General features: G+C 66.4%; 25 protein-coding genes. 16 read left to right on the forward strand and 9 right to left on the reverse strand.

All coding sequences use genetic code 11. The features are described from left to right. Nucleotides 1–74: 74 nt before the first annotated feature. The 6 genes from acs to BT183_RS19310 form a co-directional block, all read right to left on the reverse strand. Entirely contained in the window at nucleotides 75–2,051 is a 1,977-nt protein-coding gene (gene acs, locus BT183_RS19285) for an acetate--CoA ligase (RefSeq protein WP_072346645.1), read from the reverse strand. Nucleotides 2,052–2,096: 45 nt separating this feature from the next. Beyond that, the gene (locus tag BT183_RS19290) at nucleotides 2,097–2,840 is read right to left on the reverse strand and encodes an ABC transporter ATP-binding protein (RefSeq protein ID WP_244545407.1); all 744 of its coding nucleotides are present in this window, start codon (nucleotides 2,838–2,840) and stop codon (nucleotides 2,097–2,099) included. Between the two features lie 26 nt (nucleotides 2,841–2,866). Continuing rightward, nucleotides 2,867–3,688 (reverse strand): ABC transporter ATP-binding protein, encoded by an 822-nt coding sequence (locus BT183_RS19295; RefSeq protein WP_084603738.1) that lies wholly within the window; start codon nucleotides 3,686–3,688, stop codon nucleotides 2,867–2,869. Nucleotides 3,689–3,697: 9 nt separating this feature from the next. Beyond that, complete coding sequence (locus tag BT183_RS19300) at nucleotides 3,698–4,846, reverse strand: branched-chain amino acid ABC transporter permease (protein WP_072346648.1); 1,149 nt, start codon at nucleotides 4,844–4,846, stop codon at nucleotides 3,698–3,700. Between the two features lies 1 nt (nucleotide 4,847). Beyond that, nucleotides 4,848–5,879 carry a branched-chain amino acid ABC transporter permease gene (locus BT183_RS19305; RefSeq protein WP_072346650.1) on the reverse strand — a complete coding sequence of 344 codons (1,032 nt, stop codon included), beginning with the start codon at nucleotides 5,877–5,879 and terminating at the stop codon, nucleotides 4,848–4,850. A 137-nt stretch (nucleotides 5,880–6,016) separates the two neighbouring features. Continuing rightward, nucleotides 6,017–7,375 carry a substrate-binding protein gene (locus BT183_RS19310; RefSeq protein WP_072346652.1) on the reverse strand — a complete coding sequence of 453 codons (1,359 nt, stop codon included), beginning with the start codon at nucleotides 7,373–7,375 and terminating at the stop codon, nucleotides 6,017–6,019. A 190-nt stretch (nucleotides 7,376–7,565) separates the two neighbouring features. On the opposite strand from BT183_RS19310, the gene BT183_RS19315 reads away from it, so the two are divergent. From BT183_RS19315 to BT183_RS19350, 8 genes are all read left to right on the forward strand, one after another. Next, nucleotides 7,566–9,152 carry a helix-turn-helix domain-containing protein gene (locus tag BT183_RS19315; protein WP_072346654.1) on the forward strand — a complete coding sequence of 529 codons (1,587 nt, stop codon included), beginning with the start codon at nucleotides 7,566–7,568 and terminating at the stop codon, nucleotides 9,150–9,152. 382 nt (nucleotides 9,153–9,534) lie between these two features. Then, on the forward strand, nucleotides 9,535–9,924 hold the full coding sequence (locus BT183_RS19320) for a response regulator transcription factor (protein WP_072346656.1): 390 nt from the start codon (nucleotides 9,535–9,537) through the stop codon (nucleotides 9,922–9,924). A 13-nt stretch (nucleotides 9,925–9,937) separates the two neighbouring features. After that, entirely contained in the window at nucleotides 9,938–10,174 is a 237-nt protein-coding gene (locus tag BT183_RS19325) for a hypothetical protein (protein WP_072346657.1), read from the forward strand. A gap of 43 nt (nucleotides 10,175–10,217) precedes the next feature. After that, nucleotides 10,218–12,956, forward strand: coding sequence for a sensor histidine kinase (locus BT183_RS19330; protein WP_072346659.1), 2,739 nt, complete (start codon nucleotides 10,218–10,220; stop codon nucleotides 12,954–12,956). Between the two features lie 59 nt (nucleotides 12,957–13,015). Continuing rightward, complete coding sequence (locus BT183_RS19335) at nucleotides 13,016–13,375, forward strand: ArsR/SmtB family transcription factor (protein WP_072346662.1); 360 nt, start codon at nucleotides 13,016–13,018, stop codon at nucleotides 13,373–13,375. Beyond that, nucleotides 13,365–13,892 (forward strand): arsenate reductase ArsC, encoded by a 528-nt coding sequence (locus BT183_RS19340; protein ID WP_072346664.1) that lies wholly within the window; start codon nucleotides 13,365–13,367, stop codon nucleotides 13,890–13,892. The genes BT183_RS19335 and BT183_RS19340 overlap by 11 nt, the downstream gene beginning before the upstream one ends. 2 nt (nucleotides 13,893–13,894) lie before the next feature. Next, complete coding sequence (arsB, locus tag BT183_RS19345; protein WP_072346666.1) at nucleotides 13,895–14,935, forward strand: ACR3 family arsenite efflux transporter; 1,041 nt, start codon at nucleotides 13,895–13,897, stop codon at nucleotides 14,933–14,935. A 191-nt stretch (nucleotides 14,936–15,126) separates the two neighbouring features. Then, nucleotides 15,127–16,428, forward strand: a complete 1,302-nt coding sequence (locus BT183_RS19350; protein ID WP_244545398.1) for an aspartate aminotransferase family protein — start codon at nucleotides 15,127–15,129, stop codon at nucleotides 16,426–16,428. A 79-nt stretch (nucleotides 16,429–16,507) separates the two neighbouring features. Here the strand turns inward: BT183_RS19350 and BT183_RS19355 are convergent, their stop codons facing one another. Then, the gene (locus BT183_RS19355; RefSeq protein WP_072346670.1) at nucleotides 16,508–17,065 is read right to left on the reverse strand and encodes a methyltransferase family protein; all 558 of its coding nucleotides are present in this window, start codon (nucleotides 17,063–17,065) and stop codon (nucleotides 16,508–16,510) included. Between the two features lie 106 nt (nucleotides 17,066–17,171). Between BT183_RS19355 and BT183_RS19360 the strand changes: the two genes are divergently transcribed. Then, nucleotides 17,172–18,038: an alpha/beta fold hydrolase gene (locus BT183_RS19360; RefSeq protein WP_072346671.1), complete on the forward strand. Its 867-nt coding sequence runs from the start codon at nucleotides 17,172–17,174 to the stop codon at nucleotides 18,036–18,038. A gap of 53 nt (nucleotides 18,039–18,091) precedes the next feature. Continuing rightward, nucleotides 18,092–18,577: a hypothetical protein gene (locus BT183_RS19365; RefSeq protein WP_072346673.1), complete on the forward strand. Its 486-nt coding sequence runs from the start codon at nucleotides 18,092–18,094 to the stop codon at nucleotides 18,575–18,577. A gap of 8 nt (nucleotides 18,578–18,585) precedes the next feature. On the opposite strand, the gene BT183_RS19370 is transcribed toward BT183_RS19365, so the two are convergent. Continuing rightward, nucleotides 18,586–19,518, reverse strand: a complete 933-nt coding sequence (locus tag BT183_RS19370; protein ID WP_177282647.1) for a LysR family transcriptional regulator — start codon at nucleotides 19,516–19,518, stop codon at nucleotides 18,586–18,588. A gap of 199 nt (nucleotides 19,519–19,717) precedes the next feature. Here BT183_RS19370 and BT183_RS19375 point away from each other — a divergent pair, with 199 nt between their 5' ends. The 6 genes from BT183_RS19375 to BT183_RS19400 all read left to right on the forward strand — a co-directional run bounded on the left by BT183_RS19375 (nucleotide 19,718) and on the right by BT183_RS19400 (nucleotide 24,828). Beyond that, the gene (locus tag BT183_RS19375; RefSeq protein ID WP_072346677.1) at nucleotides 19,718–20,524 is read left to right on the forward strand and encodes an ABC transporter ATP-binding protein; all 807 of its coding nucleotides are present in this window, start codon (nucleotides 19,718–19,720) and stop codon (nucleotides 20,522–20,524) included. Then, nucleotides 20,514–21,332 (forward strand): ABC transporter permease, encoded by an 819-nt coding sequence (locus tag BT183_RS19380; RefSeq protein ID WP_072346679.1) that lies wholly within the window; start codon nucleotides 20,514–20,516, stop codon nucleotides 21,330–21,332. Before BT183_RS19375 ends, BT183_RS19380 begins: the two co-directional genes overlap by 11 nt. A gap of 34 nt (nucleotides 21,333–21,366) precedes the next feature. Beyond that, nucleotides 21,367–22,335, forward strand: a complete 969-nt coding sequence (locus BT183_RS19385) for an ABC transporter substrate-binding protein (RefSeq protein ID WP_072346681.1) — start codon at nucleotides 21,367–21,369, stop codon at nucleotides 22,333–22,335. A gap of 87 nt (nucleotides 22,336–22,422) precedes the next feature. Next, nucleotides 22,423–23,256, forward strand: coding sequence for a nucleoside phosphorylase (locus tag BT183_RS19390; protein ID WP_072346683.1), 834 nt, complete (start codon nucleotides 22,423–22,425; stop codon nucleotides 23,254–23,256). After that, nucleotides 23,253–24,209: a nucleoside hydrolase gene (locus tag BT183_RS19395; RefSeq protein WP_072346685.1), complete on the forward strand. Its 957-nt coding sequence runs from the start codon at nucleotides 23,253–23,255 to the stop codon at nucleotides 24,207–24,209. The genes BT183_RS19390 and BT183_RS19395 overlap by 4 nt, the downstream gene beginning before the upstream one ends. Before the next feature lie 64 nt (nucleotides 24,210–24,273). Next, entirely contained in the window at nucleotides 24,274–24,828 is a 555-nt protein-coding gene (locus tag BT183_RS19400; protein ID WP_072346687.1) for a gamma carbonic anhydrase family protein, read from the forward strand. A gap of 6 nt (nucleotides 24,829–24,834) precedes the next feature. Here the strand turns inward: BT183_RS19400 and BT183_RS19405 are convergent, their stop codons facing one another. Beyond that, on the reverse strand, nucleotides 24,835–25,809 hold the full coding sequence (locus BT183_RS19405; protein WP_143145913.1) for a hypothetical protein: 975 nt from the start codon (nucleotides 25,807–25,809) through the stop codon (nucleotides 24,835–24,837). Nucleotides 25,810–25,861: the final 52 nt, after the last annotated feature.

The raw sequence follows: 25,861 nt of genomic DNA on the forward strand, positions 1-25,861 counted from the left end.
TGCGGGGCTCCTCAGGGTTAGGGCCTCCGTTGTCAGGGTTAGGGCCTCCGTCGTCAGGGTTAGGGCCTCCGTCGTCAGGGTGAGGGCCTGCCCCCCGCACGATTGGCGATGAGGTCGTCGACGACGGAGGGGTCGGCGAGGGTGGAGGTGTCGCCGAGCGAGGAGACGTCGTTTTCGGCGATCTTGCGCAGGATGCGGCGCATGATCTTGCCCGAGCGCGTCTTGGGCAGGCCGGGGGCGAACTGGATGATGTCGGGGGAGGCGATGGGCCCGATTTCCTTGCGCACCCAGTTGCGCAGCTCGACCATCAGCGCGTCGGATTTTTGCGCCCGGGCCATCAGCGTCACGAAGCAGTAGATGCCCTGGCCCTTGATGTCGTGCGGATAGCCGACGACGGCGGCCTCGCTGACCTGCGGATGAGCGACGAGCGCGCTTTCGATCTCGGCGGTGCCCAGCCGGTGGCCCGAGACGTTGAGCACGTCGTCGACGCGGCCGGTGATCCAGTAATAGCCATCGGCGTCGCGGCGCACGCCGTCGCCGGTGAAATAGCGGCCCTTGTAGGTCTCGAAATAGGTGGAGACGAAGCGCTGGTGATCGCCCCAGATGGTGCGGGCCTGGCCCGGCCAGCTCTCGGTGATGCAGAGCACGCCCTCGGCCTTGGTCTCATCCTGCACCTTGCCCTCGGGCGAGAGCACCTGCGGCGCGATGCCGAAAAAGGGCTTTGTCGCCGAGCCCGGCTTGGTGGGGGTTGCGCCGGGGAAGGGGCAGATCATGTGGCCGCCGGTTTCCGTCTGCCACCACGCATCGACGATCTCGCAGCGGCCCTTGCCGACGCGATTGTAATACCAGAGCCAGGCTTCGGGGTTGATGGGCTCGCCCACGGTGCCGAGCAGCCTGAGGCTCGGCATGTCGTGCCTGTCGACAAAGCCATTGCCGGCCCCCATCAGCGAGCGGATGGCGGTGGGGGCGGAGTGGAAGATGTTGACCTTGTGGCGCTCCACCACCTGCCAGAAGCGGCTGGCATCGGGCCAGGTGGGGATGCCCTCGAACATCAGAGTGGTGGCGCCATTGGCGAGCGGACCATAGACGATATAGCTGTGCCCCGTGACCCAGCCGACATCGGCGGTGCACCAGAAGACCTCGCCGCGCCTGTAGTCGAAGCTCAGCTCATGGGTGAGCGCGGCATAGGTGAGGTAGCCGCCGGTGGTGTGCAGCAGGCCCTTGGGCTTGCCGGTGGAGCCGGAGGTGTACAGGATGAAGAGCGGGTCTTCGGCATTCATCGGTTCGGGGTCGCAGACCGGTTCGACGCCCGCCGCCGCCTCGTGCCAGAAGACGTCGCGGCTGCCCTTCATGGCGATCTCGCCGCCAGTATTGCGCACGACGAGCACTTTCGAGACGCCGGGGCAATCCATCAGCGCCTTGTCGACATTGGCCTTGAGCGGCACCGACTTGCCGCCGCGCCGGCCTTCGTCGGCGGTGATGACGAGGGCGGAATCGCAGTCATTGATGCGGCCGGCGAGCGAATCGGGGGAGAAGCCGCCGAACACCACCGAGTGGATGGCCCCGATGCGGGCGCAGGCGAGCATCGCATAGGCCGCCTCGGGGATCATCGGCAGATAGATGGTGACGCGATCGCCCTTCCTGACGCCCAATGATTTGAGCACATTGGCGCAGCGGCAGACCTCTTCGTGCAACTGGCGATAGGTGATGTGCTGGGCCGCATCGCCGGGATGGTCGGGCTCCCAGATGATGGCGGTGGTCTCGCCATGATCGGTGAGGTGCCGGTCGATGCAGTTGGCCGAGACGTTGAGCATCCCATCCTCGAACCAGCGGATCGAGACATTGGGATAGGCAAAGCTCGTGTTCTTGATGCGGGTGGGGAAGCGCATCCAGTCGAGACGCCGGGCCTGTTCGGCCCAGAAGCCATCGGGATCGGACAGCGAGCGGGCATAGTCCGCGTCATAGCGCGCGGCCGTGACGAGAGTGCGCGCGACGGCCTCGGGATGGGGCGCAAAGACCTGCGGCGCGGCCGGGGTGTGGGCAACGGTCAAGGCGACCTCCTGGGGATCGCGGGAAAGCGGAGTGGGCCGGATGCCTCAGATGGCGAGGTATTCCTGCCGCAATTCGGCATTGTCGAGCACGTCCTGCGCCGTGCCGGTGAAGGCGACCTCGCCGGTATCGAGGATCACGGCGCGATCGGCGAGCTTGAGGGCGGCCACCGCATTTTGCTCGACGATGATGGTGGTGATGCCCAGCGTCTTGATCTCGTTGAGGATGCCCTCGATCTCGTGGACGATGACGGGGGCGAGGCCCTCATAGGGTTCATCGAGCAGGAGGAGCTTGAGATCGCGCGCCAGCGCGCGGGCAATGGCCAGCATCTGCTGTTCGCCGCCCGAAAGGGTGGTGCCCTCCTGCCGGCGGCGCTCGGCCAGCCGCGGAAAATGACCGTAGATGCGATCGAGCTCCCAGCCTCGGCCGGGCGCGACCTGGGCGAGGGTGAGGTTTTCCTCCACCGTCAGCCCCTGGATGATGCGCCGATCCTCGGGCACGAGCTGGATGCCGGCGCGGGCCGCCTGGAAGGCCCGCATCTGGTGGAGAGGCTGGCCATCGAGCCAGATCTCGCCGGCCTGCAGGGCGGGATCGTCGAGCCGGGCGATGGCGCGCAGTGTCGAGGTCTTGCCGGCCCCGTTGCGCCCGAGCAGAGCGAGAATTTCGCCATGGCGGATCTCGAAGGAGACGCCCTGCACGATATAGCTCTCGCCATAATAGGCGTGGATGTCGCGCACCGACAAAAACGCGGCCGAAGACGGGGAAGCTGCCTTGGCGGGGCCTGGCTGCATGGTGGTTGGGTTGGCGATGGCGTTCATCAATGCGCTCCCCCGAGATAGGCTTCCTGCACGCGCGGATCGCCGCGCACCGCCTCGGGCAGGCCCTCGGCGATGATGCGGCCGCCGGCGAGCACGGTGATCTTGTCGGCCAGCGAGAACACCACATGCATGTCGTGTTCGATGATGATCTTGGTCATCCCGCGGCTCTTGATCTTTTTCAAAAGCTCGATGGTGGTGTTGGTGTCGTGCCGGCTCATGCCGGCGGTGGGTTCGTCGAGCAGCAGCAGGCGCGGCTTCTGGATCAGGCACATGGCGAGCTCGAGCCGCCGCTTGTCGCCGCGCGAAAGGGCCCCGGCATGGGCCTCGCGGCGGCCCACGAGCCCCACATCATCGAGCATGGCGAGGGCTTCGTCGCGGATTTCGGCCTCGCTCTCGACCGAGCGGAACATGTTGATGCGGAAGGCGCCGTCGCGGCGGGCGAAGGCCGGCGTCATGACGTTCTGGAGCACCGAGAGATCGGCGAAGATCTCGGGGGTCTGGAACACGCGGGCGACGCCGAGCTGGTTGATCTCGTGCGGCTTCTTGCCGGTGAGAATGGTGCCATCGAAGACCACCGCGCCGCTGGTGGGGGCGAGGCGGCCGATGATGACATTGAGCAGTGTCGACTTGCCGGCCCCGTTGGGGCCGATGATCGCGTGGGTCTTGCCCTCCTCGACCTGGAGGTCGATGTCGGCCAGGGCATGCAGGCCCCCGAAGCGCTTGTGGACGTCTGCAACGTGCAGAACGACGTTTTCGGGGGTCTTTGTCGCGGCAGGCGCCTTGGGCTGAGCCGGCTGGGCGGTCGGGATGGTGGTCTGCATCATCGGCTCCTATTCGGCGGCCTTGGGGGCGAGGCGACGCTCGCGGGCAGTGCCGTCGCGATCGGCCTTGCTGAAGCGGGCGGCGATGCGGCGTACCCCCTCCATGATGCCGCCCGGCAGGAACACCACGATCAAGACGAAGACGAGACCCAGGGTGAGGTGCCAGCCATCGCCGACGAACTTGCTCGAGACGGTGACGGCGATCTCGCGGGCGCCTTCGGGCAGGAAGGAGAAGAAGGCCGACAATATGTTGTCGTTGAAGGACGAGAAGATGTTTTCGAAATATTTGATGATCCAGGCGCCCAGCACCGGGCCGACCAGCGTGCCGACGCCGCCCAAAATGGTCATCAGCACCACTTCGCCCGAGGCGGTCCAGCGCATGCGCTCGGCCCCCGCGAGGGGATCGGTGACCACCAGCAGCGCGCCGGCGAGACCTGCCAGCATGCCCGAGATAACGAAGGCGGTGAGCGTATAGGGCCGCGTGTTGAAGCCGGTATAGTTCATGCGGTTCTGGTTGGACTTGATGCCCTTGAGCATCATGCCGAAGGGCGAATTGGTGATCCGCATGGCAAGGAAGAAGGTCGCCAGGAGGAAGATCGCCGAGAAGAAGAAGCCGTTCCACCCCGAAAGCGAGAAGCCGAAGAGGCTCGGCACGGGCTGGGCCACGGGGGCTTCGAAGAACAGCCGGTCGAGCACGCGCGGATCGGCAATGGCCATGCGCAGGCCGGTCTCGCCATTGGTAATCGGGGTCAGCACCGAATAGGCGAGGTTGTAGCTCATCTGCGCAAAGGCGAGGGTGAGGATGGAAAAGTAGATGCCCGAGCGCCTCAGCGACACAAAGCCGATGGCGAGCGCGAAGACGCCGGCGATCACCACCGCGAAGATGATGGCGGGCAGCGCATTGGTCGAGAGCAGCTTGAACGACCACATGGCGGCATAGGAGCCAACCCCGAAAAACGCGGCATGGCCGAAGGAGAGATAGCCGGTCAACCCGAACAGGATGTTGAAGCCGATGGCGAAGATGCCGAAGATCATGAAGCGCTGCAGCAGGTCCGGATAGGCCGCCCCGAAGGGCTGGGCCAGGATCGGCAGCAGCAGCACCACGGCGGCAAAGCCGAAGAATAGGATGAGATCCCTGCGGGACATGAAGGTGGTCATTTCAGGCCTCCATCATGCCGCGCCGGCCGAGCAGCCCGCGGGGACGCAGCAGCAGGATGACGACGGCAACGAGGTAGATGATGATCTGGTCGATGCCCGGCACGATCGCCTTCACCTGGGTCATCGAGGCGAAGGATTGCAGGATGCCGAGCAGGAAGCCGGCAGCCACGGCACCGGGCAGCGAGCCCATGCCGCCCACCACGACCACGACGAAGGAGATGACGAGGAAATCCATGCCCAGCGTGTAGTTGGGCGGCAGCAGCGGGGTGTACATCACGCCCGCCATGCCGGCGACGACGGCGGCGATGCCGAACATGATGGTGAAGCGCCGGTCGATATCGATGCCGAGCAGCCCGACGGTCTCGCGATCGGCCATGCCGGCGCGCACCACCATGCCGAAGGTGGTGAATTGCAGGAAGGCGAACACCGCCCCGATGATGAGCAGCGAGAAGACGAAGTAGATCAGCCGCCACAGCGGATAGGTGATGACATTGGCCTGCATGCCGAAAAAGGCGCCGATATCGGCAGCCCCGCGCAGATCGGTCGGCATGGGCTGGGGAATGGGGTTGGGCCCGAAGGTGGCCTTGACGATTTCGGCGAGCACGATGGCGAGGCCGAAGGTGACGAGGATCTGCTCGGCATGCGGGCGCTTGTAGAAATGCTTGATCAGCCCGCGCTCCATGGCAACCCCGATGATCAGCATCACGGGGATGGCGAGCAGCAGCGAGATGGGCACCGAATAATTGACCAGCACCGCGCCGAAATCGCCGAACCAGGCCTGCACCACCGGCGCGCGCACTTCGAGCGGCTGGCCCCAGGGGGAGAGCCGGGTCGGATCGAGGGTGACGGTTTCGAGGGTGAGCAGGCGCCGGAAGGCGACCGCGCAGAAGGCGCCGAGCATGAACAGCGCGCCATGGGCGAAGTTCACCACGCCCAGCGTGCCGAACACCAGGGTGAGCCCGAGGGCGATCAGCGCATAGGCGCTGCCCTTGTCGAGCCCGTTGAGAAGCTGAAGAAAAATGACCTCGAACATCGCCGGGTTCCCGATTGCCGCGGGGGCGCCGGCCCGAGGGCCGATCCTGCGCCGCGTGCCCGGCGCGCGTGCTGCCGGGCCCTTTTATGAGAAAAGCCCGCCCTGCCTTGCGACAGGGCGGGAAGGTCTGCCTGAGATCAGGTGCAGAGCGGGGCCGGTTCGGCCGGGCCCAGATCGCCGCCGAACATGGCGGGATCGTATGTGGAGTCTTCGCGACTCACTTCCTGCACGACGTTGAGCACGTCGAACTGGCTGGTGGGGTTCTCGTTGCCGCGCACCACGAGCACCGACTTCATGCACTGGTGGTCTTCGGCGCGGTAGAGCGTCGGGCCATTGCCCATGCCGTCGAACTCGTGGCCCTCGAGGGCCTTGATGACCTCGGGCGGATAGAAGGTGCCGGCGCGTTCCACCGCATCGGCATAGAGCAGGGCCTGCACATAGGCGGTGTGGGCGGCCTGGGACGGGGGCGAGCCATAGGCGGCGCCAAAGGAGCGGGTGAAGGCCTGCGAGCCCTCATCCTGCAGCGCCCAGTGCCAGTTGGAGGTGCCGAAGATGCCCTTGACGTTCTCGCCGGCGCCCTTGGCCATGAGCTCCGAGATCAGCGGGGTGACGATCTCGAAATTCTTGCCGTTGGCCTGGCGGTCGCGCATGCCGAACTGCACGGCCTGGGTCAACGAATTGACCATGTCGTTGCCGTAGTGGTTGAGGATCAGCACGTCGGCGCCCGAATTGAGCACAGGCGTCAGGAACTGGCTGAAATCGCCGGCCCCGAGCGGGGTCAGCACGGTCTGCACCGTTTCCCAGCCCAGCGCTTCTGTGGCGTTCTTGATCGATTCCTGCTGCGTCCAGCCCCAGGTGTAGTCGGCGGTGAGGTGATAGGCGCGGCGCTCGTTGCCATATTCCTTGCCGAGCACGGGGCCCAGCCCGATGCCGGACTGGTAGGCGTTGAAGAAGTGGCGGAAGCCGTAGCGGCGCTTGTCCTTGCCGGTGGTGTCGTTGGAGTGGGTGAGGCCGGCCATGAAGATGACGCCCATCTCCTGGCAGAGGCTCTGCACCGCGATGGCCTCGCCCGAGGACGAGCCGCCGGTGATCATGATGGCGCCGTCGCGCTCGATCATGCGAGTGGCGCCAGCGCGCGCCACGTCCGACAGGGTCTGGCTGTCGGAGGTGACGTATTCGACCTTCTTGCCCAGGATGCCATTGCCCTTGAGGGCGGTGGGCTTCAGCACATTGATGAGCCCGCCATCGCCCTCGCCATTGAGGTGCTTGATGGCCAGCTCATAGGCCTTCTGCTCGTCGGCACCCTCTTCGGCATAAGCGCCGGTGAGCGGCAGGTTGAGCCCGAAGGTGACGGTTGCGCCGGTGGGGTTGTTGCAGAATTCCTGCGCCCAGGCACCCTTGGAAAAGATCAGCGGCGAGACGCCGGTTGCCAGGATGCCGGCCATGCCGGTCTTGATGAGCCTGCGACGGCTCATCCCATTGCTGGGTCGAAACATTGATGTCCTCCTCATGGAGCGGGGACCGGTTATCCCGAGTGTTCTCACCGCCTGGACGGGACTATTCGACGGCTGGAAAATGACTTCAATAGCCCATTGTTAAGTCAGCGTTTTTTTGTAAATTGTTGAACTGAAGCGCCCGGATGTCCGTCAATGTTTTGACAGATGCGGGGCAGGGGAGGGTCTGGGCATGCGCGCGCCGATGGGCATCCGCATCTCGTCGCGGCGCAAGGGGCTGGGTCTGTCGCAGGCCGGGCTGGCCCGCACCGTGGGCATTTCTGCCAGCTATCTCAACCTCATAGAAGCCAACAAGCGGCAGGTGGGCGGGGCGCTTCTGCAGCGCATCGCGGCAGCGCTCGATCTTGATCTCGACGAGCTGACGGGAGAGGCCGAGCACCGACTGCTGCACGAGGTGGTGGAGGCCTTTGCCGACCCCGTTCTTGCCGGCAGCGGGGCCGGGCCGGAGGCGGCGCGCGACCTCGTCGCCACCCGGCCCGACATCGCGCAGGTGGTGGCGCGCCTCCACCGGGCCCATGACGCGGCGATGGACAGCGTCGCCTCCTATGCCGACCGGCTGCGCGCCGACCCGCTGCTGTCGCAGCTTCTGCACCGCATCCTCTCGGGCATCACCGCGATCCGGTCGGGGGCAGAGATTCTCGAGACGGTGCCGGATCTGTCGGAGGACGAGCGGCAGCGTTTCGTTGCCACCATCGCCCGCGAGGCGCGGGGTCTCGGCGCGGTGGCGCAGAACCTGATCGGGCAGTTCGACCAGACCTCGAACGCCGCCGATTTCGCCTCTGCGCGCCGGGCGGTCGACGACATGATCTTTGCCCAGGGCAATTACTTTCCCGGGCTCGAGGCGGTGGCGGAGGGCCTGCGGGCGCGCATTGCGACGGCTGATGGCGGGCTGGCCGAGGCGGCGATGGTTGATCGGCTCGCTTCCATTCACGGGGTGATGGTGGAGCGGGTGGCCGAGGGGCGCAACGGGCGCGCCTTCGGTTTCGATGCAACGCGCCGGGCGCTCTGGTTCCGCAACACGGTGACGCAGTCCACCCGCCGGTTCCAGATGGTGCAGCTGCTCGCCGAGCTCGAGGAGGCGGCGGTGCTCGATGCCGAGAGCCAGAGGCCGGGGCTGGGCTCGGCGCTCGCGACGGGCGGGGCGCGTCGCTATCTCGCCGCCTATCTCGCGGGAGCGACGCTGTTTCCTTATGAGCGGTTTTTGGCCGATGCGCAGGCGGTGCGCTACGACATCGACGCGCTGGCCGAACGCTTTGGCGCGAGCTTCGAGCAGATCGCGCATCGGCTGGTGACGCTGCGGCGTCCGGGTCGCTCCGGCCTGCCCTTCGGGTTCCTGCGCGCCGATCCGGCGGGGCGGCTCTCCAAGCATTTCCCGCTGCCCGGGCTGTTGCTGCCCAATAGCGGGCATGCCTGCCCGCTCTGGGCGATCTATGCCGCGTTCCGGTCGCCGGGGCAGGTGGTGCGGCAGGTGGCGCGGTTTGCCGATGGCTCGCGCTTCCTGTTCGTGGCCAAGGCGGTGTCGCGGCGCAGCGCCGGGTTCGCCGACCAGGCGCTGCCGCACTCGATCCTCATCGTCACCGACATCCTGCATGCCGACGAGACGGTCTATGGCGACGGGCTCGATCTGGGCGACACGCGGCTCGACATGCCCGTCGGCCCCACCTGCCGCCTCTGCACCCGCACCGAGTGCCCCAGCCGCCAGGAAGCGCCCTGGGCCCCGGGCGGTGAACGCGTGCCGCCCTCGCTTGTGGCGGGGTGACCTCTGCTGGTGTGCCCGGCCCTCGTCCTTCGAGACGCCTCTGCGCCGAGCCATTCGCGCATAGCGCTCATGGCCTTCCTGCGCTCCGGTCGCTCCACTGGAGCGCCCGGACCCTACGGGTCGCTTGGAAGCCTCAGGATGAGGACCTGCGTAAATTACGGGAGAGACCTCATGGTGAGGAGCGGCTGCAGCCGCGTCTCGAACCATGGGGGCGGGGAGCGCTGAGCAAGCGACCCGCCGGGTTCGCGGCTCCTCTGTATGACCATCCAGGTCCCCCAAATAGAACCGAAATAGTTCTGCGCCACGACCGGGCTTGGCGAATGGCGCGCATTGGGCTTAACTGGTGGGGGTACCCCTTTGGAGGAAGGGGTGGAGGAAAGATTTGGGCACAGATATTCTGGTCGCCGAGGATGAACCGGGCATCCTCGAGGCGCTGAGCTTTGTTTTGCAGCGGGCCGGGTGGACGGTTCAGTCCGTTACCGATGGCGATGCGGTGCTGTCGGCCGTGCGCCGCGAGCGGCCGCGCGTCCTCGTGCTCGACATCATGCTGCCCAAGCGCTCGGGCTTCGAGGTACTCAAGCAATTGCGCGCCGACGTCTTGACCCGCGCCCTGCCGGTGCTGGTGCTGACCGCACGCGGCCAGCAGCAGGATCGGCGCATTGCCGAGGAGCTGGGAGCGGACCGGTTCGTGACCAAGCCCTATTCCAATGTCGAGGTGGTGGACGCGGTGCGGGCACTGCTGGTCGACCGGACCGAGACCGGGGCGCGGTGAGGAGAGCCGGCCCGTGACGCGCCGCAAGCTCGTGGCCGCCGCCTTTTTCTTCACCCTGTTCGGGGTGCTCGGCTTCCTGCCCCCGATCATCGCGCTCTTCCGCTTCGATGCACGGCCCTTCGGGGTGCCGGTCGAGGCGGTCTATGTCTTCGTGCTCTGGGGCTTGCTGGTTCTGGGGGCGCGCTGGTTCAGCCGGGCCCTGCCCGAGGACGGGACGCAGGCCGCCCAGCGGCCGGGCGAGGAGCCATGAGGCGCGCCGCGCGGGCGGTCGAAACGCGCGGAGGCCCGCTGCCGTGACGCTGACCGCCGATCTCGTGATCGCCACCGCCGTGGCCTATGTGGGCCTGCTGTTTCTCGTCGCCTTCATCGGGGACAGCCAGACGCGCAGCAAGCCGGGCGGGCTCTTGCGCTCGCCCTTCGTCTATACGCTCTCGATCTCGGTCTATTGCACGAGCTGGACGTTTTACGGCGCGGTGGGATCGGCGGCGCGCAACGGGCTCGAATTCGCCACCATCTATCTGGGCCCCACGCTCGTGTTCATCGGCTGGTGGTTCATCCTGAGGCGGCTGGTGCGCATCAGCCACGACCAGCGTATCACCTCGATCGCCGATCTCCTGTCGTCGCGCTTCGGCAAGTCGAGCCGGCTCGGGGTGCTGGTGACGGTGCTCGCGGTGATCGCGATCGCGCCCTATATCGCCTTGCAGCTCAAGGCGGTGACCTCGTCGATCGAGGCGATTGCCGGGGCCTCCGAATATGGCCGAGGCAGCCTCGAGGGCTGGGACGAGGTGGGGCTGGCCTTCGGGGTGGCGGCCGGCATGGCGCTCTTCACCATCCTTTTCGGCACGCGCAATGTCGATGCCAAGGAGCAGCATCATGGCGTGGTGGCGGCGATCGCGCTCGAGGCGGTGGTCAAGCTCACCGCGCTGATCGCTGTGGGGCTTTTCGTGCTCTATGCCGGTGGCGGGCTCGAGCCGATCTTTTCGGCCGCCGCGGCTTCGGGCCACGATATCCATGCCAGCCAAACCTTCGGGGATCGCTGGATCGCCTCGCTGCTGCTCGCGGCCGCCGCCATCATCTGCCTGCCGCGCCAGTTCCAGGTGACGGTGGTGGAAAATTCCGACGAGAGCCATCTGCGCACCGCCAGCTGGGCGTTTCCGGCCTACATGCTGGCGATGAGCCTCTTCATCCTGCCCATCGCGCTTTACGGGCTGTCGACGCTGCCCTCGGGGTCGAACCCCGACATGTTCGTGCTGACCCTGCCGCTCGCCGCCGGGCAGGACGGGCTGGCGCTCTTTGCCTTCATCGGCGGGTTCTCGTCTGCCACCTCGATGATCATCCTTGAATCCATCGCGCTCTCGATCATGGTCTCGAACCATATCGTGGTGCCGGTGATGCTGCGGCTGTCCGCCGATGACGGGGCGGGGGACGGGCTGGGGGTGCGGCGGCTCATCCTCAATGCGCGGCGCATTTCGATCATCCTCATCCTGCTGCTGGGCTTTTCCTATTTCTACCTGACGCGGGGGTCCGATGCGCTGGCGCCCATCGGGCTCATCTCGTTCACAGGGGTGGCGCAGTTCCTGCCCGCGATCCTTGCCGCGCTCTTCTGGCGGGAGGCGTCGGGCAAGGCGGCGATCGCGGCGATCGCGACGGGCTTCGTGGTCTGGCTCTGGGCGAGCTTCATGCCCTCCTTCGCCTCCTCCTCTCCGCTCGTGGCCATGATCATGGCCGAGGGGCCGTTCGGCATCGACTGGCTGAGGCCGCAGGCGCTGTTCGGGCTCGACCATCTCGATCCGCTCGCCCATGCGGTGTTCTGGAGCCTGTTGCTCAATTCGGCGGTGCTGGTCATAGGTTCGCTGCTCACCAGCCAGTCGGCGCTCGAACATGTGCAGGCGACGCTGTTCTTGAACGCGACGCGGCGGACCCCGACCGAGACGAGCCCGCTGCGCGGCTCGGCCACCGCCGACGACCTGTTCCTCGTGGCGCGGCGGGTGCTGGGCCACGCGCGGGCGGTGGCGCTGTTTTCGGAGGAGGCGCGCCAGACCGGCATGCCGTGGACGACGCTGGAGCCGAGCCCTGCTTTCATCCACCGGCTCGAACGCGAACTGGCCGGCTCGATCGGTTCGGCTTCGGCGCATGTAATGCTCTCGAAAGTCGTCTCGGGCGATGCGGTGTCGCTCGAGGAGGTGATGCAGATGGCCGATGAGACCCAGCAGGCCATCGAGCATTCGCAGGCGCTCGAACGGGCCTCGGCGCAATTGCGGGCCACGGCCGAAAAGCTCGAAAATGCCAACCGGCAGCTGCGCAAGGTGGATCTGCAAAAGGACGAATTCCTCAGCCAGGTGAGCCATGAGGTGCGCACCCCGATGACGGCGATCCGGGCGTTTTCGGAAATCCTGTTGAGCGAAAAGGACCTCGATCCGGTCTCGAGCCGGCGCTTCATGTCGACCATCCACCGCGAAAGCCTGAGGCTGACCTCGCTGCTCGACGAAATCCTCGATCTTTCGGCGCTCGAACGCGGCGAGCGCATGTGGGAGGCGCGGGTGGTGGATGCCGAGGCGGCGCTCGATCAGGCGCTGCGGGTCTGCGATGCGCTGGCGCGGCAGAACGGCACGCGCATGGCGCGGGGCGAGCGGGCCGGCAGGGCGATGGTCTCGGCCGATCCGGACCGGCTGAGCCAGGTGCTGATCAACCTGATTTCCAACGCGATCAAATACAACACCACCCCCGATCCGGTGGTCGAGGTGCGCTCCTTTGTGGGCGAGGGGGTCTACAGCATCGAGGTGGTCGATAACGGGCCGGGCATTCCCGAGGAGGAGCGGCCGCGCATCTTCGACAAGTTCTATCGCGGCCGGCAGGGCGAGGCGGTATCGTTTTCGGGCGCCGGGCTGGGGCTGCCGATCAGCCGCGAGATCGTGGCGCGCATGCAGGGCACGCTGGAGCTGGTGGATGGACCGGGCCCCGGCGGCGCCTGCTTCCGCGTGCGTCTGCCGCTGGCGCCCGCAGAGGCCGAACCGGAAATTGCCACGTCGTGAGATTGCGGCACGCATCAAAGCGGCTTGCGTCCCATCCATATATCCAGTAATCTGGATGTATGGATACAGAAGATGCACTCGCGGTGCTTGCCGCGCTGGGTCAGGCCACCCGCCTTGAAACCTTCCGCCTGCTCGTGAGGCATGAGCCCGAGGGGCTGCCGGCCGGCGAGCTGGCGCGGCTGGCGGGCGTGCCTCAGAACACCATGTCGGCGCATCTGTCGAGCCTGGCGCGGGCCGGGCTTGTCTCGGGCCAGCGGCAGAGCCGCTCGATCATCTATCGGGCAGACCTCAAGAGGCTTGAGGGGCTGACCCTGTTTCTGCTCACCGATTGCTGCGGCGGGGACCCTGCGCTCTGCGCGCCCATCGTCGCGGCGCTTACCCCCTGCTGCACACCAAAGGATGGCCAGGATGTCTGCTGACCGCGTCTATTCGGTCCTGTTTCTCTGCACCGGCAATTCCGCCCGCTCGATTTTGGGCGAGGCGCTGCTCAATCATGTCGGGGCGGGGCAGTTCCAGGCCTATTCGGCGGGCAGCGCGCCCAAGGGGCAGGTGCATCCGATGGCGCTCGAGGTCTTGTCGCGTGCCGGCATCTCGACCAACGGGCTGCGCTCGAAATCCTGGGAAGAGTTCGCCGTGCCGGGCGCCCCGAAGATGGATTTCGTCTTCACCGTCTGCGACAACGCCGCCGGCGAGGCCTGCCCTATCTGGCCGGGCCAGCCGATGACGGCCCATTGGGGCATCGAGGACCCGGCGGCCGTCACAGGCCCCGAGTTCCAGCAGCGGGCGGCGTTTGAAGAGGCCATGGGCTTCATGCGCAACCGCATCGCCGCCTTCGTCAACCTGCCGCTCGCCTCCATCGACCGCATGGCGCTCTCGAGCAGACTGCGCGGCATCGGCGCCATGGATGGCGCGACCAACCGGGCAGAGACGGCCTGAGCATGTCGGTTTTCGAGCGCTACCTGACCCTCTGGGTCTTTCTCTGCATCGTTGTGGGGGTCGGGCTGGGACATTTCCTGCCCAATCTCTTCCAGGCGATCGGCGGGCTGGAATTTGCCAGCGTCAACCTTCCGGTGGCGGTGCTGATCTGGCTGATGATCATCCCCATGCTGCTGCGCATCGATTTTAGCAGCCTGTCGCAGGTGACGCGGCACTGGCGCGGCATCGGGGTAACGCTGTTCATCAACTGGGCGATCAAGCCGTTTTCGATGGCGCTGCTGGGCTGGCTGTTCATCGGCTGGCTGTTCCGGCCGCTGCTGCCGGAGGATCAGATTTCCTCCTATATCGCCGGGCTGATCATTCTGGCGGCGGCGCCCTGCACGGCGATGGTGTTCGTGTGGTCCAACCTCACCCGCGGCGAGCCGCTCTTCACGCTCTCGCAGGTGGCGCTCAACGACGCGATCATGGTGATTGCCTTCGCGCCCATCGTCGCGCTGCTTCTGGGCCTTTCGGCCATCACCGTGCCCTGGGCGACGCTGGTGCTGTCGGTGGTGCTCTATATCCTCGTGCCGGTGGTGATCGCGCAGTTGCTGCGCCGCCATCTGCTGGCACGGGGGCAGGGGCGGCTCGATGCTGCGCTCAATCGCCTGCAGCCGCTCTCGATCATGGCGCTGCTGGGCACGCTGGTGCTGTTGTTCGGCTTCCAGGGCGAGCAGATCATCAGCCAGCCGCTGGTGATTGCACTGCTTGCCGTGCCGATCCTGATCCAGGTCTATTTCACCGCCGGGCTGGCCTATATCCTCAACCGGGTGGCCGGCGAGCAGCATTGCGTGGCCGGGCCCTCGGCGCTGATCGGGGCCTCCAACTTCTTCGAGCTGGCGGTGGCAGCAGCGATCAGCCTCTTCGGCTTTTCCTCGGGCGCGGCGCTTGCAACCGTGGTGGGCGTGCTGGTCGAGGTGCCGGTGATGCTTTCGGTGGTGTGGATCGTCAACCGCTCAAGGGGCTGGTACGAGCGCGGCGCGCGGGTGCGGCTCAAGGCCTGAAGCCTCGCGAAAAGCCCCGCCGGCCCGGTCACGTTTGCGCCCGGCGCCGGCAAATTCCGCCGCGCGAAACCGGGCTTTCTTTACTTGGCTGGGGACGCATGCTTTTTTCGGCTCACTGGACGACAGAGCCAAGACGAAAAGGCAGAGCAATGGACGTAGGCGGAGAACAGCAGGCCCGGGCGTTGAATTCATTGAGTTTCGACGAATCGTCGTCGGTGATCTCGAAGAATTCGCGTTATGTCGCCGGCGGCGTCAATAGCAACTTCCGGCTCGGCATGGCGCCTGGTCCGCTGGTGTTCAAGCGCGGTGAAGGGGCCTATCTTTTCGACGTCGATGGCAACCGGCTGATCGATTATTACTGCGGCATGGGCGCCATGGTGCTGGGCCACAGCCCGGCCGGCGTGCAGGCCGCGGTGAAGGCCCAGGTGGATGAGGGCATCCTGTTTGCCGGCCAGAGCGAGGTGGAATTCGAAGCCGCCCGCATGATCTGCGAGCGCATTCCCTCGGCCCAGCGCATCCGCTTCGGGTCCTCGGGCTCCGAGGTGGCGCAGGCGGCGATGCGGCTGGCCCGCGCCGCCACCGGGCGCAGCAAGATCATCAAGTTCGAAGGCCATTATCATGGCTGGTTCGACAATGTGCTGTGGTCGACCGCCCCGGCGCTCGCCGATGCCGGCCCGGCCGAGGCGCCGGTGCCCGTCGGCGGCAGCAGGGGCCAGAGCCGGCTCGATCTCGAGGATCTCGTAATCCTTGGCTGGAACGATCTGGCGGCGCTCGAGGCCCGTGTCTCCAAGGGCGACATCGCCGCGGTGATGATGGAGCCGGCCATGTGCAACCAGGGCGCCATCTCCCCGGCGCCCGGCTATCTCGAAGGCGCGCAGGCCATCTGCCGCAAGCACGGCACGCTGCTGGTTTTCGACGAGGTGATCACCGGCTTCCGCCTCGGGCGCGGCGGCGCGCAGGAGCGGTTCGGGGTCACGCCCGACATCTCGCTTTTTGCCAAGGCCATCGCCAATGGCTTCCCGGTGGCGGCGATCGTCGGGCGGGCCGATCTCATCGACATGTTCGCGACCGGCGGGGTTCTGCATGGCGGCACCTTCAACGCCCAGCCCGTGGCCATGGCGGCGACGGTGGCGACGCAGGCGGCGCTGACCCCCGAGCATTACGAAAAGAGCAGCGTCTTCGGCGTCAGGCTGCGCGAGGGCATGCGCGAGGAACTGGCGGCCGCCGGCATCAAGGCGCAGGTCACCGGCTTCGAGCTGATGTTCCACGTCGCCTTCGGGCTCGACGCACCGGCCAAGACCTATCGCGACCTGGCGCGGGCCGACAAGGCCGGCTATGCGCGCTTTACCCTGGCACTCCTGAAGCAGGGCGTGCGCGCGCTCGAACGCGGCGCGTGGTTCGTCTCTTCCGAGCACAATGACGATGTGGTGGACCAGACCTTGGCCGCCGTGCGCATCGCGGCGCGCGAAGTGGCGTCGACGCTCAAGGGCTGACGTTTTTTCGGCACGATCGACTGGGTTTGGGGATGGGGGCGATGCGGTCGCCCCCATTTTCTTTTGAGCGGTTCAAGCCTCAGCTGCGCCCGATGAGCCGGGGCCAGAAGAGGCCGGTCCGGTTGCGATAGGCGACATAGTCGGCCGCCATGCCGGTGCGGGCGAAGAGATTTTCCTCGAACCGCGCCGCCACCGTATAGGCGATGACGACGATGACCAGCGGCACGAGCCCCAGCCAGCTCCAGGCGGCAATGGTCCAGCCGGCCCAATAGAGAATGTAGGAGGTGTAGAAGGGGTGGCGCACCAGCGCATAGGGCCCGGTCGACACCAGCGTCGCGGGCGCGCCCTCATCGAAGACATAGCGCAGGCTGGCGGCGCGCGAGGCCTTCACCGCCCACCAGAAGAGCGCGAGGCTCAGGAGTTCGAGTCCGAGCCCCAGCACCTGGGCGGACGCGGGCTGCTCGACCGTCCAGGTGAGGACGAGGAACCAGAGCGCGCAGAGATTGGCCATGATGGCGATGCCCATGGCGCCGCGATTGATGGTTTTGGACACGAAATGGCCGCGCAGCGCCCAGATGTGCTGGGCGAAAATGGCAAGGCTCACGGCCGTTACAAGAAGATCGAGCGCCAGACCCATGGCGTTGCTGCCCCCGCATCAGGAATTGGTTAACCATATCGCGAAAGCCGGTCTTAGGCGCTGGCGGGTCATGGTGGCGCGATAAAGCCAATGCGCGTGAGCTTCCATGACAGCCGGCGACTTCACGATCCGTGCCCTCGATATCGACCTTAGCGTTCGCCAGTCGGCGGGGAAAGGCTTGCCGATCGTGCTCGTGCACGGATCGGGAGCGTCCAAGGCGGTGTTCGACCGGCAATTCTCGAGCCCCCTGAGCGATCTCTTCCGTCTCGTGGCCATCGATTTGCCGGGGCATGGGCTGTCGGAAAATTCTCCCGATGCGAGCCATTATACGCTGGGCGGCTTTTCGCGCAGCGTCGGGGCGGTGATCGATGCGCTCGGGCTCGAGCGGGCGCTGATCTTCGGCTGGTCTCTGGGCGGGCATGTGGCGATCGAGCTGGCCCAGAGCCATCCCGCCATTGCCGGGCTGATGGTTTCGGGCGCGCCGCCCTTCGGCAAAGGGCCGATCTCGCTATTGCGCGCCTTCCAGATCCATCGCGACATGCTGCTGGCGGGCAAGGAGATGTTCACCCCGGCCGATTGCGAGCGCTGGCTGCGCATGTGCTACGGGCCCGTGCCCTATCCGGCGGCGCTGAGCGATCTCAAGCGTACCGACGAGCGGGTGCGCCCGACCATCGCGCAATCGCTGCGCAAGCCCGAGGGGCCCGACCAGAAGACCATCGTGGAGGACCTCGCCGTGCCGGTGGCCTTCGTCAATGGCGGGCGCGACCCCATCGTGCGGCTGTCGTTCTTTGAGAGTTTCGAGATGCCGACCCTGTGGCAGGGCCCGCATGTGATCGCCGAAGCCGGGCATGCCGCCTTCCGCGAGGCGCCCGAGACCTTCAATGCGCTGCTGCACCGGTTTGCCATGGACGTGACCATCGCGGAGCTGCGGCAGGACCGCGCCGAGCGCCAGAGCGCGCGGGGACGGGGCTGAGCGCCAAGGCCGGCGTGGGTCGTGGCGTCCCAGCAGCGACTGGAGGATAGGCCATGGCCCATTTCTGCCTCATCGCGGTAACCGCGCCCGACGAGACGCTGGAGGCCGCCATGGCGCCCTTCAGGATCGAGGATGATGAACAGGGCCGCAAGCCGCATTTCACCTTCAAGGCGGCCCCCGGCGGTCCGCCCGACCCGGAGACGGGCCACTCGGGCTTCTGGCACAATCCGGATGGCCGGTGGGATGGCTTTGTGCGCGGTGGGCGCTGGTGGGGGCTGGTCTCGGCAGGGCCGTGGGGCCCCGAGCACTTCGATGAGGCTTCTTACGAAACCGCCAACAGCTGCATGGGCGCGGTGCTGGGCGAACGGCTGCTCGACCGGCCCGAGCGGCTGGCCGAAATCCACGCGCTGCTGATCGACGGGCGCTGGACGGAGGCGGGGCGCTTCCAGTCAATGGGTGCGTGGCGGGCCTTCGTGCGGCAGGCGCTGGGGCAGGTGCGCGCCGATGCGCAGGTGAGCGTCATCGACTGCCACTGCTGAGGCTTGCATTAGCCGAAATCGTATCGGCCGCCGTCGCGGGTTTCGGACCAGCCGAGCTGGCGGCGCAGGATATCGATGAACATCATGGTGTAGAGCGGCGGGATGCGGCCGCGCGCGATCATCAGCGAGATGGTGGCGGGCTTGATGATGCCGCCGGCCAGCGGCACCCAGACCAGCCGCTTGTCCTCGAGGTCGCGCTCGACGCCCATGGCGGTGAGGAAGGCGATGCCGATGCCGGCGCGCACCAGCGCCTTCAGCATGCCGGGGCGTTCGGCGGTGGCCACGATGCGGCCCGGCGCGCTGCCACCCTGGAAGAGAATCGACAACCCTGAATGCAGCATCCAGTCGCGCCCCGGCACCACGAGCGGGTAGGGGGCGCAATCGGAAAGCGTCACCCTGTCGAGGCTCGACAGCGGATGGCCGGGCGGGCAGATCACCCCGAGCGGGGAGGTGACGGAGGCGACGATTTCGGCGCGCACGTTGTCCGAGACGTCGAAGGCCAGCGCCACATCGGCATCCTTGGCGAAGAGCTCGGAGGTGATGCGGTGGTTGTCGCCCGAGATCAGCGAATAATCGACATGCGGGAAGCTCGCCTGCAAGGTCTTGAGGGCGGTGGGGATGACCTCCTCGGTGAAGCTTTCGGCCGCCGCGATGCGGATGGTGCCGCGCACCCCGTCGCGCAGGCCCCCGACCTCCTGGCGCAGAAGCTGGGCCTCGCGGTTCCAGCGGCGGACATAGGCGAGCACGACTTCGCCGGCGGCGGTGGGGCGGATGCCGCGCGGCAGGCGCTCGAACAGCGGAATGGCCAGCTCCTCCTCGAGTTGCAGCAATTGCCGGTTTACCGCTGATGAGGCGACATGCAGCGTCTCGGCCGCCTTGCGGATCGAGCCGTGGCGCACGGCTTGATCGAAATAGATGAGCCCGGTGCGCAGCATGGCCATGGCGGACATCCTCCCGTTACGCTTTTCGGAGCGCGCTAAAAATTCGTGCGGTCAGCGCAAAAATTGCTGCTGGTCGGAGGCCACAATGCCTGCTTAGCATGGGTTTCGGCAAGTGCCGCAGGTCGCTCGATGTCAATCGGGTGACGGGCAGCGCGCGCTTGAAACGCGCAGTACGAGAACGAGGCGACAGGTGGCATCAATGTTGCTCGACCCAGACGCTCGCGGGCAGGCCGGCAGTACGGCCGAGGCTATCGGCATCGAGAATGTGTCGATGTCGTTCCAGGGCCGGCAGGGCCCGGTGGAGGCGCTGCGCGGCATAAACCTCACCATTCCGCAGAACCGCTTCATCTCGATCGTCGGGCGCTCGGGCTGCGGAAAATCGACGCTCCTGCGCATCATTTCCGGGCTCATCCCGCAAAGCGCCGGCACCATCAGGGTGATGGGGCGCTCGACCCAGGACTACCAGAAGGAGAAGAAGTTCGGCTTCGTCTTCCAGGAAGCGAGCCTTTTCCCCTGGAAGACGGCGCGCGACAATGTGCGGCTGCCGCTCGATGTCATTGGCATCGGCACGCCCGCCGAGCGGGCGGCGCGGGCCGACGACCTCCTCAGGCTCACGCGGCTTGAGGGCTTTGCGGATCATTATCCGGCCCAGCTTTCGGGTGGCATGCGGCAGCGCGTATCGATCGCCCGCGCGCTCTCCTACGAGCCCGAAATCCTGTTGATGGACGAGCCCTTCGGGGCGCTCGACGAATTCACCCGGCGCGAGATGCATGACGAATTGATCCGCATCTGGCAGACGCGGCCGGTGACCGTGGTGTTCGTCACCCATTCGCTCTCCGAAGCGCTCTATCTCTCGGATGCCATCGTGGTGATGGCGCCCCGGCCGGGGCGGATCAAGGCCGTGGTACCGGTGGCCCATCCGCGCCTCGCCGACCCCGACATGCGCCACCATCCCGATGTCATTGCCCAGACCCGCGACCTCGAAAGGCTGATCCATGAGCAGTGATGCGATGGCGGCGCCCGCCGCATCCTCCGGGCGGGGCAGCGCGGCGCTCGCCAAGCTGCGCGAACTGGGCCCCTCCATCGGGCTCTTCCTCCTCGTCGGGGTGATCTGGGAGGCGTCGGTCAAGCTCTTTGCGGTGCCGGCCTATCTGCTGCCGGCCCCGAGCGTCATCGGCACGCGCATGTGGGCGACCCGCGTGATGCTGTGGGAGAACCTCGCCTCGACCATGACGGCGGCGGTGCTGGGCTTCATCCTGGGCACGGCCATCGCGGTGGGGCTCGCCATCGTCTTTTTGTATTCGCGGACGGCGGAACGGGCGCTCTTTCCCTGGGCAATCACCATCAAGACCATCCCGATCCTCGCCATCGCGCCTCTGCTCACCATCTGGCTGGGCTTCGGGCTGGCGCCCAAGGTGGCGATCGCGGCGCTAATCTGCTTTTTCCCCACCCTCGTCAACACCGTCAAAGGCCTCAGGACGGTCGATCGCAACGCGCTCGAATTCATGGCGGTGATCGGGGCGAGCAAGGGCCAGACCTTCCGCCACGCCCGGCTCTTTGCGGCGCTGCCCTATACGTTCGCGGCCGCCAAGATCAGCTCGAGCGCCGCGGTGATCGGGGCGATCGTCGCCGAGTTCACCGGCGCCAATCTGGGCATCGGCACGCTGATCGTCACGGCCGGCTACCAGATGGATTCGGCGATGCTGTTTGCCGCCATCATCACCTCTTCGCTTGCGACCATCGTGCTGTTTTACGCGGTGATCCTGCTCGAAAAGCTCTGCCTCTACTGGCCCGAAGCCAGAATGGACGCCTGATTTTTCCCATCCCCCTCACGGAGACGCTCGACCCATGAAACGCACGGTTACCGCCTTCGCCATGCTCGGCCTTCTCGCCGGCACCGCCCTCACCGCCCAGCCTGTGCTGGCGCAGGACATCAGCTTCCGCCTGCCCTGGATCCTCAACGTGCAGGGCGCCGGCTATGTGATGGCCAAGGAGAAGGGCTTCTATGAGGAGGAGGGGCTCAACGTCGAAATCATGCCGGGCGGCCCCAATCTCAACTCCACCGCCCTCGTGGCTTCGGGGGCCAACACCTTCGGTTCCAACGACGTCAATGGCGTGATCTTCGGGGCCAACCAGGGCATGGATCTCGTGATCGTGGGCGCCTGCTTCCAGCGCCATCCGGCCGGGGTGATCACGCTCGCCGAGGCCAATATCAACGAGCCCAAGGATCTCGTGGGCAAGACGCTGGCCTATAACGAAGGCGGGCCGTGGACGCTGACCCAGGCGATGCTCGCCAAGGCCGGCGTGGCGCTCACCGACATCAACCTCGTGGTCTCGCCCTCGACCGAGCTTCTGATCAACAAGACTGTGGACGCCAAGACCGGCTTTACCGTCAACGAGCCCATCGCGGTGGAGCTTGCCGGCCTGCCGACCAAGGTGCTGCTGCCGTCGGACTATGGCGTCAACACCTATGCCGAGGCGATCTTTACCACCAAGGCCTATGCCGAGGCCAATCCCGAAGTGGTGCGCAAATTCCTCGCCGCCACCCGCAAGGGCTATGACTACGCCTATGCCAACCAGGAAGAGACGGTGGCGGCGGTGGTGGCGATCAACACCCAGCTCGACCCGGTGCAGCAGGCCGAGCAGCTGAGGCGCCAGGAAGCCTATGTCTATACCGACTTCACCAAGGCCAATGGCGCCTGCGCCTTCGATGGCGCGGTGGTGAGCGACACCATGGACGTGATGAAGGAGTTCGCCGGGCTCGAAACCACGCTCGATCCGGCAACGCTCTTCACCACCGAATACCTGCCGCAGTAAGGCGGCAATCTTCCCCCGAACACGACACCTGAAGCCGGGGCGGCGCCAGCGCCGCTCCGCACCCCCTTCTGCGCTTTGGAGATATCAATGAACCACCAACACACGCCCATCCATCCGGGCGGGGTGCAGATGCATCTCAAGACCAAGCCGGGCGATGTGCCCCGCTATGTGCTGACCCCCGGCGATCCCGGCCGCGTGCCAGTGATCGGGGAGGCGTGGGACAGCTATGAGGAAGTGGCCCATTTCCGCGAATATCGCACCGCGCGCGGCACGATCGATGGCGTCGATATCGCCGCCTGCTCGCATGGGGTGGGCGGGCCTTCCACCGACATCGCCATCGTCGAATTGTCCAATTGCGGCGCCGATACCTTCATCCGCGTCGGCTCGTGTGCTGCGCTCCAGCCCGAGATCGCCCCGGGCGACCTCGTGATCGCCACGGGCGCATTGCGGCTGACGGGCACCGTCGATGCCTATGTCGACAAATCCTACCCCGCCGTGGCCGACCACGAAGTGCTGATGGCGCTGATCCAGGCGGCGGAGGAGCTGGGCGAGACCTATCATGTGGGGCTCGCGGCCAGCGTCGACAGCTTCTATGCCGGGGAAGTCAACCCGATGCCCAAGGGCTTCTGGCAATCCAGGATGGACAATACCATCGAGGACCTGACCCGCGCCAAGGTGGCCAATTTCGAGATGGAAGCGGCGACGATCTTCACGCTCTGCCAGCTCTTCGGGTTCCGCGGCGGCATGATCTGTTCGGTGGGCGCCAACCGCGTCACCCGCCAGCGCGCCGACTCCGCCGATTCCATCAAGCGCTGCGCCAGGGTCGCGACCCGCGCCGTGCGCATCCTCGCCGGCTGGGATGCGCTCAAGGCCGAAAAGGGCAAGGCGCATTTCTATCCGGGGCTGGTTTCGGGTTCATGACGCCGATCATCTTCGATACCGATCCGGGGGTGGACGACACGGCGGCGCTGCTCTTCGCCCACGCCCATCCCGCCATCGAGATCGCCGCCATCACCACGGTGTTCGGCAATGCCGATATCGAGACGGTGACGCGCAATGCCGCCCATATCGCTGGGCGCTTCGGCATCGGCGCGCCGGTGGCGCGCGGGGCTGGCGTGGCGCTTCGTCGCGAGAGCGGTCCGCCGCCGGCCCATGTGCATGGCGACAACGGGCTGGGCAATGTCGCTCTGCCCGCAACCCCGCTCGCCCCCATCGATCCGCGTCCGGCCCATCGGCTTATCATCGATCTCGTCCGCGAGAGGCCCGGCGAGATCGAGATCGTGGCGGTGGGGCGGATGACCAATCTGGCGCTGGCTTTGGCCGAGGCGCCGGAGATCGTCGATCTGGTCGCCGGCATCACCATCATGGGCGGTGCCTTCGGGGTCGATGGCCCCAACGGCAACGTCACACCGGTGGCCGAGGCCAATATCATCGGGGACCCGCATGCGGCCGACATCGTCTTCACCGCGCCCTGGCGGGTGCGGATGATCGGGCTCGACGTTACGCGGCGCACCATCATCACGCCCGAGGGCTTTGCGCGATTGCGGGCCGAGGGCGGGGCGGCCGGCGCCTTCATCGCCGATGTGTCCGAGCACTATATGGGCTTTCACGCCCGCTTCGGGGTCACCGGCTGCTATGTGCATGACAGTTCGGCGATCGCGGCGGTGATTGCGCCCGAACTCTTCACCTTCCGAGAGGGCCCGGTGCGGGTGGTGGCCGAGGGGATTGCCGAGGGCCAGACCATCCAGCGCGATCCGGCGGTATTTTATCCCCCCGGCGCGTGGGACGGGATGCCGAGCCAGCAGGTTGCTGTGGAGGTGAAGGCCGATGCGGTGGTTGCGCTGATGCTCGATACGCTTTGCGCAGCCGCGTGACCGGCTTGCCAATCTGGAACGAACCGACGATCCTCCGTCCGCACATTTCGGCCGGAGGATCGCTATGCCGCTCTACGCCCTCGACGGGATCGCACCGACCCTGCCGGCCGGCTTTTGTTTTGTGGCCCCGACGGCGGTGCTGGTGGGCAAGGTGATCCTCTCGGACAATGTGGGCGTGTGGTTCGGCGTGGTGGCGCGTGGCGATAACGAGGCCATCACCATCGGGCCCGACACCAATGTGCAGGAAAATGTCGTGCTGCACACAGACATGGGCTTTCCGCTCACCATCGGGGCGGGTTGCACCATCGGGCACAAGGCGATGCTGCATGGCTGCACGATCGGCGAGAACACGCTCATCGGCATGGGTGCGACGGTGCTCAACGGGGCGCGGATCGGGCGTAACTGCCTTATCGGCGCCGGCGCGCTCATCACCGAGGGCAAGGAGATCCCCGACAACAGCCTCGTGGTCGGCGCGCCGGGCAGGGTGGTGCGCCAGCTCGACGAGGCAGGCATCGAGAAACTGCGCCGCTCGGCGAAAAGCTATGTCGAGAACGCCCGGCGCTTTGCGTCGGGGCTGGTGCTGGTCAGCGATGGCAAGCCGGAATTCGAGCCCGCCTGAAAAGCCTCAGGGCGGGGCTGAGTAGTAGGTGCACTCGACGTCAAAGCAATAGTCGAGCAGTTCGCCCTGCGCGACGAGGCCGGCGATGTCGGGCACATCCCAGGTGACGCCGGACCGATCCCGCGCCTTGAGGCTCTGGGCCCCCATGTCGACGCGCACGCCTGCCATCAGCCGGTGATCGACCGCGATGCGGGTGTCGGAGGGGATCGACTGGTGGTTGATGCCGATCTCGTAGCTGCCGAAATAGCTCAGCGGCGAATCGTCGGGGCGGAAATCGCCCGAGACCTTGACCGATCCGATGGTGGTGGGCACCTGCACGGAGGGTCGGTTGAAGGTGTAATAGGTGATCTCGCCCGCCCCATAGAGGGCTTCGGCGGACAGGCGGATGTTCTCGGTGGGGAAATAGCGCAGCACGCCGCGCACGAAGGCGAAATCGCCATAGTCGCGCGCCACTGCACCCGAAAGATTGGGCGGCTCGCCCATGTCGAAGGCCATGCCCGCCTGCCCGTAAAGGGTAACATCGCCGAGATAGGCCTGGGCCTCGATGCCGGCGAGCCCATAGGGCACTGATGTGGTGTAGCCGTCGCTCCAGCGCACGGTGGTGCCCTGCAGGGCCCCGAAGACTGCGGCCGAGGCGCGGGCCGGGTCGCGCCAGGCCAAGTGCAGCGCGCTGTTGTACCAGCCCTTCTGGATCGAAAGATCGGGCGCGATATCGAGGGTGCCCGACGCCATGATCTCGAAATCGGCCTGGAGCGCCACGGCAGCGCCAAGCCAGTGATGCAGCTGCCCACCGGCTCCGGCAAGGAACGTATCGGCATTGCCGAAATCATTGCCGGAATTGTCGAGCCGCTTGCCGAGGACCCCGCCAAAGGCGGAAACGATCCCGCTCGTGGGGGTGACCCCGACGGGTTGGGCCAGCGCGCCCGAAATGGATGCCAGCGTGGCAAGACCCGCCACTAGAGCGCAAAACCGCTTCGTCATGTCCCCCACCATCACACGGCGCGACAGCGGCACAAGGTTAACAGAAGCTTGC

It is taken from the genome of Devosia enhydra, from assembly GCF_900119845.1.
In the GTDB taxonomy this organism is placed as follows: Bacteria; Pseudomonadota; Alphaproteobacteria; order Rhizobiales; family Devosiaceae; genus FPKU01.

Coding starts and splice junctions, on each gene's coding strand:
- BT183_RS19310 (WP_072346652.1), bottom strand. CDS start 7,375: ATGTTTCGACCCAGCAATGGGATGAGCCGTCGCAGGCTCATCAAGACC.
- BT183_RS19385 (WP_072346681.1), top strand. CDS start 21,367: ATGAAACGCACGGTTACCGCCTTCGCCATGCTCGGCCTTCTCGCCGGC.
- BT183_RS19390 (WP_072346683.1), top strand. CDS start 22,423: ATGAACCACCAACACACGCCCATCCATCCGGGCGGGGTGCAGATGCAT.
- BT183_RS19370 (WP_177282647.1), bottom strand. CDS start 19,518: ATGGCCATGCTGCGCACCGGGCTCATCTATTTCGATCAAGCCGTGCGC.
- BT183_RS19380 (WP_072346679.1), top strand. CDS start 20,514: ATGAGCAGTGATGCGATGGCGGCGCCCGCCGCATCCTCCGGGCGGGGC.
- BT183_RS19365 (WP_072346673.1), top strand. CDS start 18,092: ATGGCCCATTTCTGCCTCATCGCGGTAACCGCGCCCGACGAGACGCTG.
- BT183_RS19315 (WP_072346654.1), top strand. CDS start 7,566: ATGCGCGCGCCGATGGGCATCCGCATCTCGTCGCGGCGCAAGGGGCTG.
- BT183_RS19300 (WP_072346648.1), bottom strand. CDS start 4,846: ATGACCACCTTCATGTCCCGCAGGGATCTCATCCTATTCTTCGGCTTT.
- BT183_RS19405 (WP_143145913.1), bottom strand. CDS start 25,809: ATGACGAAGCGGTTTTGCGCTCTAGTGGCGGGTCTTGCCACGCTGGCA.
- BT183_RS19400 (WP_072346687.1), top strand. CDS start 24,274: ATGCCGCTCTACGCCCTCGACGGGATCGCACCGACCCTGCCGGCCGGC.
- BT183_RS19360 (WP_072346671.1), top strand. CDS start 17,172: ATGACAGCCGGCGACTTCACGATCCGTGCCCTCGATATCGACCTTAGC.
- BT183_RS19335 (WP_072346662.1), top strand. CDS start 13,016: ATGGATACAGAAGATGCACTCGCGGTGCTTGCCGCGCTGGGTCAGGCC.
- arsB (WP_072346666.1), top strand. CDS start 13,895: ATGTCGGTTTTCGAGCGCTACCTGACCCTCTGGGTCTTTCTCTGCATC.
- BT183_RS19295 (WP_084603738.1), bottom strand. CDS start 3,688: ATGCAGACCACCATCCCGACCGCCCAGCCGGCTCAGCCCAAGGCGCCT.
- BT183_RS19340 (WP_072346664.1), top strand. CDS start 13,365: ATGTCTGCTGACCGCGTCTATTCGGTCCTGTTTCTCTGCACCGGCAAT.
- BT183_RS19395 (WP_072346685.1), top strand. CDS start 23,253: ATGACGCCGATCATCTTCGATACCGATCCGGGGGTGGACGACACGGCG.
- BT183_RS19305 (WP_072346650.1), bottom strand. CDS start 5,879: ATGTTCGAGGTCATTTTTCTTCAGCTTCTCAACGGGCTCGACAAGGGC.
- BT183_RS19290 (WP_244545407.1), bottom strand. CDS start 2,840: ATGCAGCCAGGCCCCGCCAAGGCAGCTTCCCCGTCTTCGGCCGCGTTT.
- BT183_RS19355 (WP_072346670.1), bottom strand. CDS start 17,065: ATGGGTCTGGCGCTCGATCTTCTTGTAACGGCCGTGAGCCTTGCCATT.
- BT183_RS19375 (WP_072346677.1), top strand. CDS start 19,718: ATGTTGCTCGACCCAGACGCTCGCGGGCAGGCCGGCAGTACGGCCGAG.